The sequence below is a fragment of the Clostridium sp. NSJ-49 genome (genome assembly GCF_014287725.1).
Classification (GTDB): Bacteria; Bacillota; Clostridia; order Clostridiales; family Clostridiaceae; genus Clostridium; species Clostridium disporicum_B.
Window position 1 is genome coordinate 12,249 of sequence record NZ_JACOOP010000027.1, and the last position, 15,039, is coordinate 27,287.

At 28.4% G+C, this 15,039-nt stretch carries 14 protein-coding genes; 2 read left to right on the forward strand and 12 right to left on the reverse strand.

From position 1 onward, the window contains the following. Nucleotides 1-16: 16 nt before the first annotated feature. From murQ to H8S10_RS10695, 9 genes are all read right to left on the reverse strand, one after another. Complete coding sequence (gene murQ, locus H8S10_RS10655; RefSeq protein ID WP_186838851.1) at nt 17-922, reverse strand: N-acetylmuramic acid 6-phosphate etherase; 906 nt, start codon at nt 920-922, stop codon at nt 17-19. 262 nt (nt 923-1,184) lie between these two features. Then, complete coding sequence (locus H8S10_RS10660; protein WP_186838852.1) at nt 1,185-2,021, reverse strand: MurR/RpiR family transcriptional regulator; 837 nt, start codon at nt 2,019-2,021, stop codon at nt 1,185-1,187. Between the two features lie 14 nt (nt 2,022-2,035). After that, a complete protein-coding gene (locus H8S10_RS10665; RefSeq protein ID WP_186838853.1) occupies nt 2,036-2,830 on the reverse strand; it encodes a GTP pyrophosphokinase family protein in 795 nt (264 codons plus the stop codon). Nucleotides 2,831-2,929: 99 nt separating this feature from the next. Further along, on the reverse strand, nt 2,930-3,616 hold the full coding sequence (locus H8S10_RS10670) for a metallophosphoesterase (RefSeq protein WP_055265278.1): 687 nt from the start codon (nt 3,614-3,616) through the stop codon (nt 2,930-2,932). A gap of 248 nt (nt 3,617-3,864) precedes the next feature. Next, nucleotides 3,865-5,085 (reverse strand): tyrosine--tRNA ligase, encoded by a 1,221-nt coding sequence (tyrS, locus tag H8S10_RS10675; protein ID WP_186838854.1) that lies wholly within the window; start codon nt 5,083-5,085, stop codon nt 3,865-3,867. Between the two features lie 229 nt (nt 5,086-5,314). Then, nucleotides 5,315-5,728 carry a hypothetical protein gene (locus H8S10_RS10680; RefSeq protein WP_055265282.1) on the reverse strand — a complete coding sequence of 138 codons (414 nt, stop codon included), beginning with the start codon at nt 5,726-5,728 and terminating at the stop codon, nt 5,315-5,317. A gap of 125 nt (nt 5,729-5,853) precedes the next feature. Continuing rightward, a complete protein-coding gene (locus H8S10_RS10685) occupies nt 5,854-7,002 on the reverse strand; it encodes an RNA-binding domain-containing protein (RefSeq protein ID WP_186838855.1) in 1,149 nt (382 codons plus the stop codon). 193 nt (nt 7,003-7,195) lie between these two features. Further along, complete coding sequence (locus H8S10_RS10690) at nt 7,196-8,317, reverse strand: Ger(x)C family spore germination protein (RefSeq protein WP_148315751.1); 1,122 nt, start codon at nt 8,315-8,317, stop codon at nt 7,196-7,198. Beyond that, nucleotides 8,310-9,722, reverse strand: a complete 1,413-nt coding sequence (locus tag H8S10_RS10695; RefSeq protein WP_186838856.1) for a spore germination protein — start codon at nt 9,720-9,722, stop codon at nt 8,310-8,312. Before H8S10_RS10695 ends, H8S10_RS10690 begins: the two co-directional genes overlap by 8 nt. Nucleotides 9,723-9,825: 103 nt before the next feature. Here H8S10_RS10695 and H8S10_RS10700 point away from each other — a divergent pair, with 103 nt between their 5' ends. Then, nucleotides 9,826-10,905: an endospore germination permease gene (locus H8S10_RS10700; protein WP_186838857.1), complete on the forward strand. Its 1,080-nt coding sequence runs from the start codon at nt 9,826-9,828 to the stop codon at nt 10,903-10,905. A 188-nt stretch (nt 10,906-11,093) separates the two neighbouring features. Next, the gene (locus H8S10_RS10705; protein ID WP_055265290.1) at nt 11,094-11,258 is read left to right on the forward strand and encodes a zinc-ribbon domain-containing protein; all 165 of its coding nucleotides are present in this window, start codon (nt 11,094-11,096) and stop codon (nt 11,256-11,258) included. 43 nt (nt 11,259-11,301) lie between these two features. Here the strand turns inward: H8S10_RS10705 and H8S10_RS10710 are convergent, their stop codons facing one another. From H8S10_RS10710 to H8S10_RS10720, 3 genes are read right to left on the reverse strand one after another with little or no spacing between them, the layout of a single operon-like run. Further along, nucleotides 11,302-11,991 carry a sugar phosphate nucleotidyltransferase gene (locus tag H8S10_RS10710; RefSeq protein ID WP_186838858.1) on the reverse strand — a complete coding sequence of 230 codons (690 nt, stop codon included), beginning with the start codon at nt 11,989-11,991 and terminating at the stop codon, nt 11,302-11,304. A gap of 21 nt (nt 11,992-12,012) precedes the next feature. After that, on the reverse strand, nt 12,013-12,969 hold the full coding sequence (locus tag H8S10_RS10715) for a DMT family transporter (RefSeq protein ID WP_186838859.1): 957 nt from the start codon (nt 12,967-12,969) through the stop codon (nt 12,013-12,015). A 4-nt stretch (nt 12,970-12,973) separates the two neighbouring features. Next, a complete protein-coding gene (locus H8S10_RS10720; protein ID WP_186838860.1) occupies nt 12,974-14,827 on the reverse strand; it encodes a phosphotransferase in 1,854 nt (617 codons plus the stop codon). Between the last annotated feature and the right edge of the window lie 212 nt (nt 14,828-15,039).

Genomic DNA, 15,039 nt, shown 5'->3' on the forward strand with positions numbered 1-15,039 from the left:
TTTATTTCCTCCTAAGTTATTTAAGACTTTCTAAAGCCTTTCTAATATTGTTATCATTTTCATCAAGAATATTAATGCTTTCTTCTTTATTCAGCTTTGATAATATCATAAATATTGAAAGACGTACATCATTTCCTGATAAGCTCATATACTCTTCAGCTACATCTCTTGTAACACCTGTACATTTCATTATTATTCCCTTAGCTCTTTCAACAAGTTTTTCATTTGTTGGTCTAACATCTATCATAAGATTCCCATAAACCTTACCAAGTTTAATCATAACCCCTGTAGAAATCATATTTAATACCATCTTTTGAGCTGTTCCTGATTTCATTCTTGTTGAACCAGTTACAACTTCTGCTCCTACTACTACCTCAATTGCAAATTCAGCAACATTTGAAACTTCTGAATTTTGTACACAAGAAACAGATCCTGTTCCGGCACCTATTTCCTTTGCATATTCAAGTCCACCAATAACATAAGGTGTTCTTCCTGAAGCGGCTAGTCCAATAACCATATCATTTTTAGTTAAGTTTATAGCTTTTAAATCCTCAACTGCTAATTCCTTAGAGTCTTCAGCTCCTTCTTTGGCTTTGAACATTGCATCTCTTCCACCAGCCATAATCCCTTGAACTAATTCAAAATCTACTCCATAAGTTGGAGGACATTCCGAAGCATCTAAAACTCCAAGTCTTCCTGAAGTCCCAGCACCTATATAAATTAATCTTCCGCCTGATTTTATTCTGTTATAAGTTTCATCAACAGCTTTTGCGATGCAAGGTATAACCTTTTCTACTTCTAGAGCAACTTTTTTATCTTCATTATTTATAGTAGTTATCATATCTATCGTTGATAAATTATCTATATTCTTAGTATTTTCATTTACTTGCTCAGTATCAAGCTTTTGTAAATTTATCTCCATTACCGACACCCCCGCTTTTATTATGACCTTATTATATAACCTTATAAATAAAATTTCAATACTTTTAATAATAAATAGAAATAATATTTCTGTAAACTCATTTTATTTTACATATATGTATTTTTTTAACTGTTAGTATAGTAAAATATATTACTAATGCTAATAACTTATTATCTCTAAATAATTTATTATATATAAAAAAGGTTAAATATACTTATATATCTAACCTTTTTAATCTAATTGTATTTTTATAAAAGAAATATTATTTTATACTATTTATAATATCTCTTGTTTTCTTTATATCACTCTTAGTTCTTTCAAAATCATTTTTAGCTACTCCAAGGTATAATATATCAACTATAGTTAACGCATCTATTCTTGAAGTTATAGCTCCAACTCTTAATTCCTTCTCATCATTAGGTAGGTATACGGTGTAATCTGCAATCTTTGATAATGAGTTTTTGTTATATCTTGTAATTGCTATAGTCTTTGCACCATTTTCTCTTGCTATCTTTAATGGAGTATTTACTTCCTTAGTCTCTCCACTATAACTTATCCCTATAGCAACATCCTCATTAGTTATATGAACAGATGATGATATTTGAGTATGAGGATCCATTTGGTATAATGAGTTCTTATTTATTCTAAGTAACTTTTGTTGCAAGTCCATTGCAACTATTCCCGAAGCGCCTATTCCAAATAAATATATTCTTTTTGCATTAACCATTGCTTCTACTATATTATTAATAGTATCAACATTTAAAAGCCCTATAGTTTCATCTATACTAGATGTATTAGATACCTTAACTTTTCTTATTATGTCATTAATTGAATCATCTTCACTTATTATAACACTAGTATCATTTTCTCTTTCATCTCTATCTTTAGCTAAATCAACCTTTAATGCAGTAAAACCCTTATATCCTAAAGTTTTCGAAAATCTTACCACTGCTGCTGGTGATATATCCGCCTTGTCTGATAGTTCTTGTGCAGATAAGTTCACAACCTCTTCCTTATTTTTAAGAATATAATTAGCTAACTTTTTTTCAGTATTAGTAAAGCTATTAAATCCCTCTTTTATCTTAAATATACAGCTCATAATCTCACCTTTCATTAGTTGTCTTTATACTTTTCAATATCCTTCTTTATCATTGCTAAAAGATTTGAGAATTCATAAACTTCTCCCTCTTCAATAAGTCTATTTAAAGCTACCTGATATCTACTTGCTTCAGCTACTTTCCCAGATGACATTAAAATTAAAATATTATTCATAATGTTAGAAATAATATCTGATTTAACCTCAAATAACTTTTGAGCATCTTTTATTTCATCTTTTATTTCCAGCATCTGTTCATCAAGGTCAAAAGCTGCATCTGCTGCTCTTTTTAATTTTACCTTAATCTCATCTGGAATGTGTTGTTTATATTTATAATTTAGAGAATGTTCAGTCGTAGCCCAAAAGTTCATAGCTAAAGTTCTTATCTGAAATTCAGCTAATATTTCTTTAGGTCCATCAGCCATATTAACTAAATACTTTATTATTACATGATAACTTCTATATCCACTTGCTTTTACATTTCTTACATAATCTTTTTCATAAAGTATTTGCATATCTTTTCTAGCTCTTAAAAGCTCTACAACCTTATCAATATCATCAACAAACTGGCACATTATTCTTATTCCAGCTATATCTTCCATCTCTTGAGCAACTCTATCTAAAGGTATTCCAAACTTATTAGCTTTTTCTAATAAACTAGATACTTCTTTTACTCTTCCTGTAACAAATTCAATAGGTGAATATTCATTTCTTTTTCTATATTCTTTTCTTAAACTTTTTAACTTTACTTTTAACTCTTCAACTGCCTGCTCATAAGGCAATAAAAAAGTTTTCCAACTTTGTATAGCCATTCGTAAACCACCCTTAATTTTACTCACTGTTCCATTATACCAAAATAATATGTTTATGTAATTATACTATCTTTTGTTACACATTCATAAAAATTTATTTTAAAGCAATCTTACTGGATCGAAATTTATAAAATCACAAGACGTATTCACATATTCTACTCCATCTACTGTATCATTTTTAATTTTTAAATTTGCTGGCCCATGAAGGTGTCCATATATAACCTTCTCCACTCCATACTCTTTAAAAACTTTAGTAAATTCTGTTTCATCATAATTTTCGTTTGTTGGTGGATAATGAACCATAACTATAAACTTAGAATATCCAGCATTCTTTGCCATATCTAATGATAATCTTAATCTTATAAGTTCTCTATCATATATTTTCCTATCATGCTGAGTAAATTTATCACTATCTGGCGAAGTCCATCCTCTAGTTCCACATACTGCATAATCCTCATAAGTATAAAAGTTATTTTGTATAAACTTAGTATTTTCGTACATCTTATTTAGTTTACTAATACTTTGCCACCAATAATCATGATTCCCTTTGGAAATAATCTTCTTTCCTGGTAAACTATCTATCCAATCTAAATCATACTTACTATCTTCAGCTCTCATCGACCAAGAAATATCTCCTGCTATAAGAACAGTATCTTCTTCGTTAATTTTACTTTCCCAATTCTTCTTTATCTTTTCATCATGATTTAACCATCTTTCACCAAAGATGTCCATAGGCTTATCAACATTAAAAGCCAAATGCAAATCTGATATCGCATATAAAGCCATTAAATTTTCTCCTTTAATAAAATCTTTATTTCATAATTTATATTATATTCTAATTACTTTGTCTGTAAAATTTTTATACTACATTTATAATTATTAACTAACATCAAATAATTAATAGATAATAATTAATAATTATTTTAGAAATTTCTACTCAATTTATAAAATATACTAAAAAAATACTTAATGATATTATCTTTGATTATTAATTTAAAAGAGTTGCCAAACTAGCAACTCTTTTTACAGCATTATTATTCTACTACTATTTTATTGTAGTTTTTCTTTCCTCTTTTAATTAAAGCTTCACCATCTTTTAAGTCAGCTTCTGTTAACACTGTTGCAATATCAGTAACTTTTTCTCCATTTAAAGATAATCCACCTTGTTGAATAAGTCTTCTACCTTCTGCTTTTGATGGTACTATCTTAGTTTGAGCCATTATATCTAATATTGAAGTTCCTAGAAGTTCTCTTGATATTGTAACAGTTGGAACGTTACTCATATCAGCTCCACCTGCAAATAATGCTCTTGCTGCAGCTTGAGCTTTTGTAGCTTCTTCTTCTCCATGAACAAGCTTAGTAACTTCAAATGCTAATACTTCTTTAGCTTTATTTATTTCTGAACCTTCTAAAGCTCCTAATCTTCTTACTTCATCCATTGGTACAAATGTTAGTAACGCTAAACACTTTTCAACGTCTGCATCATCAACGTTTCTCCAGTATTGGTAGAAATCAAATGGTGATGTCTTGTTTGGATCTAACCATAAAGCTCCACCTACTGTTTTACCCATTTTTTGTCCTTGGCTATTAGTTAAAAGAGTACATGTCATAGCCATTGCTTGCTTTTGACTCTTTCTTCTTATAAGGTCAGCTCCAGCTAACATATTTGACCATTGGTCATCTCCACCAAGTTGCATTTTACATCCATACTTTTCACTTAATACGTAGAAGTCATATCCTTGCATTAACATATAGTTAAATTCTAAGAATGAAAGACCTTTTTCTAATCTTTGCTTAAAGCACTCAGCTGTTAACATTCTATTTACAGAGAAATGCATTCCAACTTCTCTTAAGAAATCAACATAATTTAAGTTAAGTAACCAATCAGCGTTGTTTACTAATATAGCTTTATCATCAGAGAAGTCTATAAACTTTTCCATTTGCTTCTTGATGCATGAAACATTATGAGCTATTTGTTCTTTAGTAAGCATTGATCTCATATCTGTCTTTCCTGATGGATCTCCAACCATAGCTGTTCCTCCACCGATTAAAGCTATTGGTCTATGTCCAGCTCTTTGCATATGAGCCATAAACATCATAGCTATGAAGTGACCTACATGTAAACTATCTGCAGTTGGGTCAAAACCTATATAAAAAGTAACTTTTTCCTTTTCTAATAATTCTCTAGTCTCATCTTCATGAGTAAATTGTTTTATATATCCACGATCTAGTAATTCGTCTAAAACATTAGCCATTACAGTAACCTCCTACGTTTTTCTCTATATACAGTATATCTATAAAAACTTTCTTTATCAAGAAACTTTTCAAAAAACACCATTCATCATTACACTACAATTATATAATTTCAAGTTAGCTTCACTCACTATTACATAAGCAATGTATCATTAATATAATCCCTACTAAAAGAGGAGTTGCACCTGCAACTCCTCTTTATTTGTATATATCAAGTTAGTTTTTCCGTATTTATGCTACATATTCCTTTATGCAATCTGGTACTTCTTCTGTACTATCTACATTTACATTAATATAAACGTTAATTCCAAATTTCTCAGTTATACCTGCAATCTTTTTAAATAACTCAGTAGATTCTTTCATAGTGCATTTAACTATATTTGATAAGCCATCGATATAGATATTTTCTATATCGTAATTAGATGATATTATTCCACAAAGCATCCCATAAAAACTATCACAATCACAAACTCTAAACTCATTAGTTTCTACAAATCTTATTCCAGTGTGTAATTGAAACATCGGTCTGCAGTCATCATCGATATAAACCGAATCTCCTTTTGATTCTAAATATTGATTATTAGCTAATTCTATTAATCTTTTAGTCTTTCCTGAACCTCTTCTTGCACAAAAAACTTGAATCATTGGAATCACTCCTTCTATTAAATTATCATAGATGTTTATACATCTAATTATTGACCTATTAAAATTTTTTATTACGTTTATTTATTAACTTTTCCTTAACACTATTGTTCGCAAATAATCTTTTATTATTCATCTTTATAGTATGGCAAAATCACTTTGAAACAATTTTCAACAACTGAATTTATTAGTTTCACTGACCCTCTTCCTTTAAATGCGTTTTTCATTCTTTTAATACCGAAGCCATCATTGGTAAAGGTATTATCTTTATCTAAAGATATTAGTTTTTCATATATCCACATATTCCTACTGTTATATTTTATATTCTTTCCTTTATTATTTTTAATAATCATTTGACCTGGGCTTAAAATAATAACTGATTTTTTAGTTACTATTACTTCTATCATCTTATTGAAAATAGAATACTCCCTATATAGTACTGCATTTTTTACTGCTTCCATAACAGCATCTATAGGATAACCCACTTTTAATATATTTCTTAATTCTTTCTCTGTTTCGTGGATTATGTTTAAAAGATTCCCACCTATAGTGATAACGTTATCTTTAGGATCGTTACTCTTGTCTACTATTTTCACCATGTTTTGTGGGATGCATATATTATTTATATCTGAAAATACTAATAATCCCCCTAGAGTACATCTATAAACTTTATTACTTGTATCTAAATATATAATACCTGCACTTTCTAAGAGATATTTTTCATTCTCTTTATTTATATATATTCCTTTACTTTGAAAATATTTACTTACTAACTCCATATTTAAAAAATCTATTGTACTTTTCATTATAGGACATGTTTCAACTATCAAAAGTAGATTTTCTTCAAATGCTGCTACTAATTCCTCTTTTCTCATAGTATCAGTTGTTGACCCTCTACGTATATTAAAGGCACCTGTCTCTCTAATCTGATAAGGTTTTTGTCCTCCATCATAAATGACTATTATTCCAACCTTCTTATCTTTCACATCTACTATCTCTACCATTATTGGTATAGGTGGTTCACATCTACTAGATACTATTTGTTGTATCTTCTCTTCATTTAAAGAATTTAAATCTTTAACACCAACAATCTCTCTACTTTTATCTTCTACACCAACTATGATATATCCTCTTCCCCCTCGAGAATTTGCTATTGCACATACATCTTTAGCAAGCTCTTTCTTACAAGACTCATAATCTAAATATAGTTCTCTCTTAAAATCTACTTTTATTCCTTCACCTTTTGCAATTATAGATAATAATTTTTTTTCTTCCATACTTAAGCCCCAAAATATTGGTATACTATATAATATTCATTTAATTGTAAAAATGCCCTACTTTCAATTAATATTTAATAAAGAATAATTAATAATTTATGAATAAAATTAGCAGTATTGCTTTTAACACACAAAAAAAGAAACTGCCTAAACAGTTTCTTCAATAATTCTTAACTTTTAACTCTTAAATAAATCAAAGGCTATTTCTTGTAACTCCTGTACCTTTGATAGTTACTTTTGTATTAACTTCTATATCAGTATACTTTAACGGATTAGCTATCTCACTCTTCGGATAGTAAACCTCTACCATTCTTTTTATATCAAATAAATCTAAGTCCTTATCCTTATATTTATTAAAAATAAACTTTGCATATTCATTTACAAAAGCTTCTTCATTTTTAGTTATATAATTTAACACATCACTATCTACTACAAATTGTTCCTGTGCTTCTGCAACAGATACATCAATACCTATATCCTTAACTAATATAAACTTACCTCCTTCATATTTAAGACTATCTTTCACATTACTATCTAAAATTTGAAGTGTAATAAATCCATCATCACTTTGTGGATTAGGTATTTCTAAGTTTCCTTGCTTAATATTACGAGTTAAAAGATTATATGCAACAACATCTTCTGCTGGCATATTTTCCACTAACCTATTATTTTTAAATACTGCTCCTTCACCAATCTCTACTTTTTCATCTATAGCATCTTTCTTTAATTTCATAGCAGATAACATTAATGTATTGCTTCCCATTAGAGTATTGCTTAAATAATAGTTTATATTAGATTTAATAAATTTAGCATCATTATTATCTGTTTTAACTAATTCATTTAAAAATAACCCTAAATACTCCTCATCACTAGATGTTATTTTTAAAAGTTCTTGCACATCCCCATAATATACAAATGCGCTACTCTTCATTTGAAATTCGTTATTGTCATTTATTAAATCTAAAAACTTCTTTATACCTTTTTGCGCTGCTCTCTCAGTAAATATATAAGCCTTAGTTTGACTATAATTTAGCTTATATCCTGATATCATATTTATGTTACTTAAAGCTTCAACTACTGTTTTTCCTTCACCCTTATAAATAATTCTTTTCCCTTTGTCTGAACTGTCATTAGTACTTCTATAAGGTTTTATACAATCTAAATAAATTATAGTTCTTCCTAATTCGTCAACATCGAATATAATACTTGTGCTAAAGGTTACTCTATTAATATCTCTATAGTTAAAACACCCAGTTAATAAAAGAGGCAAAACAATTATAATTAAAAGACTTACTGCACTAAATTTTCTAATCAATTTTTTCCCTCCTAAGTATAACCTTCTTTGATATCCTATCTAATCTACCTCTAAAAAGTACATCTTTAAAACTATACTGCTCTGTACTTCCCATTGGGAATAAAAATGGATATCCAACTGAATCTAATTCACATATTTGAATTATAAATATCAATGAACCTGCAAAAAATCCTGGTAATCCAAAAGCTGCACTAGCTAAAGATATTACTATTGACCAAAAAGATAACGCTCCATGTATCTTAGGGATTAAGAAATAACTTAAAGTACTAAGAGCTATTACAATTATAGTTATCCTTGAAGCTATTCCTGCTCCTACAGCCGCATCACCTAAAATAAGTGCAGATACTATGCTCATTGCACTACCTATTGGGTGTGGTAGCCTTAAACCTGCTTCCTTTATAAATTGGAATGCAAACATCATTACTAATACTTCTATAAATGTTGGTATAGGAACCCCTGCTCTAGATACAGCTAATCTAAAAATAAATAACGTTGGTATCATTGAAAAATGATATGTGATTATTGCTACATATAATCCTGGTAAAAATGCAGCTATAAAAAACGCTATCCATCTTAACACACGATTAAAATTTGTATAATACCTATTTAAATAATAATCATCAGGCATTTGAAAATTTTCTAAAAAGAAATATGGTACTGTAATAACAAACGGTGTTCCATCAACTATTATACCAATTCTTCCTTCTACTAGCTTTGCCGCTATTTCATCAGGCTTTTCAGTATAACCTACAGTATCAAAGAAAGATTTTTGCTTCTTTAAATTAGCTTCTATATAGTTTGTATCTAAAATGAATCTTAAATCTAAATTTTTTATTTTTTCTTTTATTGAGTTAACTAATTCATCTGGTGCTATTCCTTTAATATATGTTATCGCAACAGCTGTGTTAGATTCTTCTCCTAATACTACAGCTTCAAATTTAAGATTAGGATTTTTAAGTTTTCTCCTTATTAGTGCTACATTATCTACAATAAGCTCATTAAATCCTTCTTTTGGCCCTTTCAATACTGACTCTGTTTCCGGTATACCAATACCTCTTCTAGGAAAATTCTTAGCTTCGCAATATATTATTTCTTCAAAGTTTTCATATATTAAAATTGCGTCTCCTTGTAGTACATGCGATATTGCATCATCTACATCCTTTGCCAAGCCAGCCATGTTCATATCAAGGACCTTATCTAAAAGGTCTTGAGGTGTAGTTATTTTACTATCTTTTAACTTTCCAAAACCTCTTAATGGAAGTATTGTATATTCCATTAGCCAAGTTCCATTACATAAGTCATCAATAAAAATTAAAGTTGCATCACCTAATATAGTTTTAATATCTCTATATTTTACATCAAAACAACCTTCAAAATTGTCTTTAATTTTCTTTAGTTTATCCATCTTCATCACCTAAAGATATTATTCCTCTAGCTAGGTTTAATATTCATTTTTTAGCTAATAATAAATAGAGTAAACTTTATATATTGAAAAAGAGAGGTTAAATATGAGTAAATTATCAGCAAAACACTTTGTACTTTTTATATTTGGAGTGACTTTCATATCCTTTAAAACATATTCTTCATTATTTATAGCTGAAGGGGGAAGGGATACATGGATTTATACAATAATAGCATACATAGTCTTTTTAGCTTTTGCTATGTACTTAATTTATATTATGGACTCAAGAAAGACTTATGATTTAACTCAAATTTTCACCTTAGGACTTTCAAAAACACTAGGTAACATACTATTATTTATATTTTCTATAGGACTTTTTTTAGCTGCACTTGAATCTGCAACAGTAGAAGCAAATGCTATAAAAACAAACTTCTTTATAGAAACCCCAGTTTGGTATATATTAATTTTTTTCCTATTACCATCATTTTTTATAATAGGAAAGAAATTTACTACACTACTAATCTTTGTTATATTAACTTCTGGTTCCTTAATACTTAACTTTATAAACCTTTCACTAGTAACAGAAAAATATAAACATATGAAATATATACTACCTGTGTTTGGTAACGGAATTGGAATAGAACTTATAAATACCTCATTATTGATAATTGGCTCTCTTTCTGCTTTTGTAATTGCATTGCCATTTTTAAAATATTTAAATAAAAATAATAAATTAAAAAAACATAGTTTAATAACCTTAGCTATTGTTGGATTTATATGTGTATATTCTATTATTGGAACTCTTGCTACCTTTGGTCCATTAAGAGCTAGCAATATCTTTTACCCTGAATATGTTCAAAGTCAACTTGTACAAATTGGTGGATTCTTAGAATTCGGAGAATTTTTCTTTGTATTTCAAACTGTAATCGGAATGTTTGTTAAATACATAATTGCTACATGTGGTATCTACCTAATTTACGAAAAGCAAATAAAAAGCAGAAAAGCTTTTATAACTATATATTCAATAGCTATATTTATATTTGCTTGCTTTTTATCCCGAAATAATTACACATTATTTAATGTATTAAAATATTATCAATACATTAACCTTGTAACCTTTGTATTAGTACCACTTATAGCATTTTTATCTTTCCAAATAAATGTGCATAAAATAGCTAAAAAATAATTAAAAATACCATATGTATTTTAATTGCATTTATACCATATTATGCTATAATGATAGTGTAATCAAAAATTTGGAAATTCTCTTATAATAAGATAACGTAGTCTTTACCCTTTAAATTCATTTGGGGTGTATAGGTAATTATGTAATTATGGAGATTAACCCAAAGAATTTCTAGGAGGTATTTTAAAATGGAAGATAAGAAGATTATCTGTAAAGATTGTGGAAAGGAATTTGTTTTCACAGTTGGAGAACAAGAATTCTACAAAGAAAAGGGATTTGAAAATGATCCAGTTAGATGTCCTGAATGTAGAAAAGCTAGAAAAGCTCAAAGACCTAACAGAGAAAGAAGATAATTGCATAAAATAAGCCCTAACCTTAATTGGTTAGGGTTTTTTATTATAACAATCTCTCAACTATTTTCTTTACTGATTCAAGCTCTTCAAGATTATCAATCTCAAAAATATCATCTTCATCTATTATATTTACATAAACATCAAGCTTATCTAAATTATCTTTAACTATATCATCCCAATATAAATCGCTGAAGTCTCCTTCTTCTATAACTTTTTCTAATTCCTCTGCTATAGCTTTTCCATCTTCTACACTCCAGTAAGATACTCCACTTAGAATATAACCTTCACCACTTATTATATCTATGCTTTGTACTTTTTTATTATCGTTAAAATTTAATCTCCATTCATTTTTAACATCTTTTTTGTAGGCAGTGAAATAAGTTGAATCTATAACGTTATTATCTATAAAATTTCTATTTATGTATACATCTGCATCTATAACATAAGAGTCTGCTAAATAGTCTTTAACTAAATACATAGTGTATACATTATTGTATACATTGTATTTATCATTATAAACTAACTTTACACCATACTTCTCTTTAAGATATTCAAATTTTTCATTTAGATATCCTGTTACTACTATTATTTCATTTATTCCTTTCTCCTTTAGAAACTCCACTTGTCTTTCTAATAGCGGCTTTTTATTTACCTCTATTAGAGATTTAGGTGTATCTAATGTTAATGGTCTTAATCTTGTTCCCATTCCTGCTGCTAATAAAATAGCTCTCATAATAATTATCTCCTCTTCAATCTATACATTTCCCTTTGTGGTTTTTTTCACCTTAAAAACTTCAAAAATTTCTTTTATATTGCCTGCTGCCATTACAGACCCAAGCATAATACATATACAACATACTATCATCTTTAAATCTAAAGCATTTTTTAATAATATAAATCCAAATATTATAGACCATGCTGAATAAGTTATATTTAAAGCCATAGCCTTTGTAGCTCCAATCTTATGAATTCCTTTATAATAGAATACATATGAGGCCGTTCCTGCTAAAGCTGTTAAAATTATAATAGCTGTTGCTGTTGTTGGAACTACTGACATAGTAAACTTAATACCTTTTACTATCGGTATTATAATTAATCCATAGGTAATTGCAGAAGTTAATTGCCTTATCTGTAGTGATTGCTCTGGTGTTATTTCATCTTCTTTCATTCCATATGCACAAATTACAGCTTCTGATGCCCAGCCTACAACACAAAGTATTGCAAAAGCAAATCCTAGGAGCATATTATTTACTTCTCCTCCTGGAGCATATCCTAAAGCTATAATTCCAGATATACTTATAAATAATCCTAATATTGATATTGGCTTCATCTTTTCCTTCAAGAAAATGTAAGATAATAAAGCTCCTACAGCTGGATATAATGAAGATATTATTGCAGTATATGCTGGTCCTATATACTTAATAGCTAAAAGGTACCCTGTCATTCCTACAGGACCACCTAAAAGTGCTCCTAAAACTATATACCTTCCACTTCTAGTCTTTGCTGCTTTAACTGTCTTTTTTATTCCTCTTTTAAACATCATATATATAGCCATCCATATAGATGAAAATATATCATGTAAAAAAGTACTTACAAAAGGAGCTAAAAATATAGCCTGCTCACTAGAAACAAATTGAGACATACTTAGTGCTATTCCTAATAATACTGTATCTACTCCCCATAATACTCCTGATAATAACCCATAAATCATAACTTTACCTCAATTCCTTAAATAATAAATCTAAATTAGATTTAGCTCTGTTAAATCTGTCTACTCCATAGCTTCCGAAATCATCACCTTCTGCTTCCTTAACCAAAGTCCATACTGCCCATAAAAAGTCTTGGCATATTTTATTCATTAATATTCTTAATCTGCCTTCTCTTCCTGGATTCCCATTAAAGTATAAATTTAAAAATAACTCTTCTTCATCGCTTGTAAAATTACATTCAATAGAATGAGCTGCTAAATCCCACATCTCATCATTTAATCCACTATATTCCCAGTCTATTAAATAAAGTCTTCCATTTATATCTTTTATGAAGTTTTCTGGAACCGTATCATTATGTGATGGTACTAATACCGAACCATGTTCTTTCATTAATTTTTCTAATTCAAAGAACTGTTCTCTTGTTTCTTTATATCCCTCATAATACTGTACAGTATTATCCTTTAATATTTCCTCATATTTTATCAATTCTTCAAACGGATTAAATCTATTAGTCATTTTCATATCTGAACTATGAAGTTCTCTTAAAATAGTAGTAACCAACTTCATATTTTCCTCTTTTTTTGCAGATGCGCCAGTTAATGTTTCTGCTCCTTCTATAAATTTAGTTATTTTTATACCACTATCTTGATTAAAATATAAAGTCTCAGCATTATATCCAAGAATAGATGCTAACTTAGAGTTCTCCATTTCATTGTGTCTACTTATCATTTCTTCTGTTCCTAATCCTGGAACTCTTAAAATATAGCTTTCTCCATTTATTAAAACTTTATAGTTCTTATTAGTCATTCCTCCTGCTGGAATAACATCATTAATATTATTTTTATCCATATCTAATACAGAAGAAACTATATTCTTTATTGTATCTTTTTCAAACTCTAAATCTTTTCTCTTTATTCTTGGGTATAAATAAGATTTAATATAGTTATATTGCTTCTCATTATCTATTTCTCCCCATAATAAATCATCTATCTTTAAACAGTAAACTTTATAATTCCTAGCCATATCTAAAAGCATATATTCATAATTTAAATATGGATTAATATTTTTTTGATATTCTTTAAGCATCATATTAAATAACTTAAATGAAATCTTACTTAGACCAATCATCTCTCCATCAATTCTATTAAACTGATGAACATCCTTTGCCATTTTAAATAAACAATTATTTTCTAACTGAACAAAAGCCTCATCTCCCGACCCACTTTCATTAGTTATCAATAAACAATCTCTATTAATATGATTCAATACTTGTGGAATAGCTATATTCTCGAGAATTAAATCATTTTCTATTAATATGAAATCATCCGTAATATATCCCTCTGCCATAGAAAGAGATTTCATTGTTCCAGTCCATTTATATTTATCATTCTTGACTAAAATAACTCCACTTTCATTTTTTAATTTTTCTTCAAATGCTTTACTATTATATCCAGTTATAATTACAATTTTATTTATTCCCCACTCTTTTAATACTTTAATATGCCTTTCTATTACTAGCATGTTATCTATTTCTAGTAATCCTATTGGAACATCAAATACAGTTTTCCCAGCTGCAAGAATAACAGCCTGTTTAACCTGATACTTTTCATCTTTATTTATTATTAATTTAGTCTCTTTCAATTCTTTTAATTCATTTATTAGTTCTTCATTGCCTTTTTCTGTTATTACATATCTATTGTCGTTTCCTTCACTAATCCTCTCTATTAATCCATTATCGATGGCATCCTTTATTAAACTATTAGCTTTACCTAAAGATACTCCAATTTCCTTAGCTAGTTGTCTTTGATTGATACTTGGTTTTTCACTTAATATCTTTATTACTATATACTTTTCATCCATACCTCTTCCCCCTTGTTCATTTTTTGAACTAATTATATATTAATATATTTTTACAATATATTCAAGTATTTTTAATTTGCTTTATATTAACCATTTTTTCTACTATTAGGAAGTAATAAGTTTTACTCTTAAACTCTATTAGTATTATTCTAACAGTTAACATAATTTTATAATAATATAAAAAACCATATAAACAGAAACTCCAATCAGTA

Bases quoted from the DNA above. Each gene is read 5' to 3' on its own strand.
- murQ (WP_186838851.1), bottom strand. From the start codon at position 922: ATGGAGATAAATTTACAAAAGCTTGATACTGAGCAAGTAAATGAAAAT.
- H8S10_RS10660 (WP_186838852.1), bottom strand. From the start codon at position 2,021: ATGAGCTGTATATTTAAGATAAAAGAGGGATTTAATAGCTTTACTAAT.
- H8S10_RS10665 (WP_186838853.1), bottom strand. From the start codon at position 2,830: ATGGCTATACAAAGTTGGAAAACTTTTTTATTGCCTTATGAGCAGGCA.
- H8S10_RS10670 (WP_055265278.1), bottom strand. From the start codon at position 3,616: ATGGCTTTATATGCGATATCAGATTTGCATTTGGCTTTTAATGTTGAT.
- tyrS (WP_186838854.1), bottom strand. From the start codon at position 5,085: ATGGCTAATGTTTTAGACGAATTACTAGATCGTGGATATATAAAACAA.
- H8S10_RS10680 (WP_055265282.1), bottom strand. From the start codon at position 5,728: ATGATTCAAGTTTTTTGTGCAAGAAGAGGTTCAGGAAAGACTAAAAGA.
- H8S10_RS10685 (WP_186838855.1), bottom strand. From the start codon at position 7,002: ATGGAAGAAAAAAAATTATTATCTATAATTGCAAAAGGTGAAGGAATA.
- H8S10_RS10695 (WP_186838856.1), bottom strand. From the start codon at position 9,722: ATGGATAAACTAAAGAAAATTAAAGACAATTTTGAAGGTTGTTTTGAT.
- H8S10_RS10700 (WP_186838857.1), top strand. From the start codon at position 9,826: ATGAGTAAATTATCAGCAAAACACTTTGTACTTTTTATATTTGGAGTG.
- H8S10_RS10705 (WP_055265290.1), top strand. From the start codon at position 11,094: ATGGAAGATAAGAAGATTATCTGTAAAGATTGTGGAAAGGAATTTGTT.
- H8S10_RS10710 (WP_186838858.1), bottom strand. From the start codon at position 11,991: ATGAGAGCTATTTTATTAGCAGCAGGAATGGGAACAAGATTAAGACCA.
- H8S10_RS10715 (WP_186838859.1), bottom strand. From the start codon at position 12,969: ATGATTTATGGGTTATTATCAGGAGTATTATGGGGAGTAGATACAGTA.
- H8S10_RS10720 (WP_186838860.1), bottom strand. From the start codon at position 14,827: ATGGATGAAAAGTATATAGTAATAAAGATATTAAGTGAAAAACCAAGT.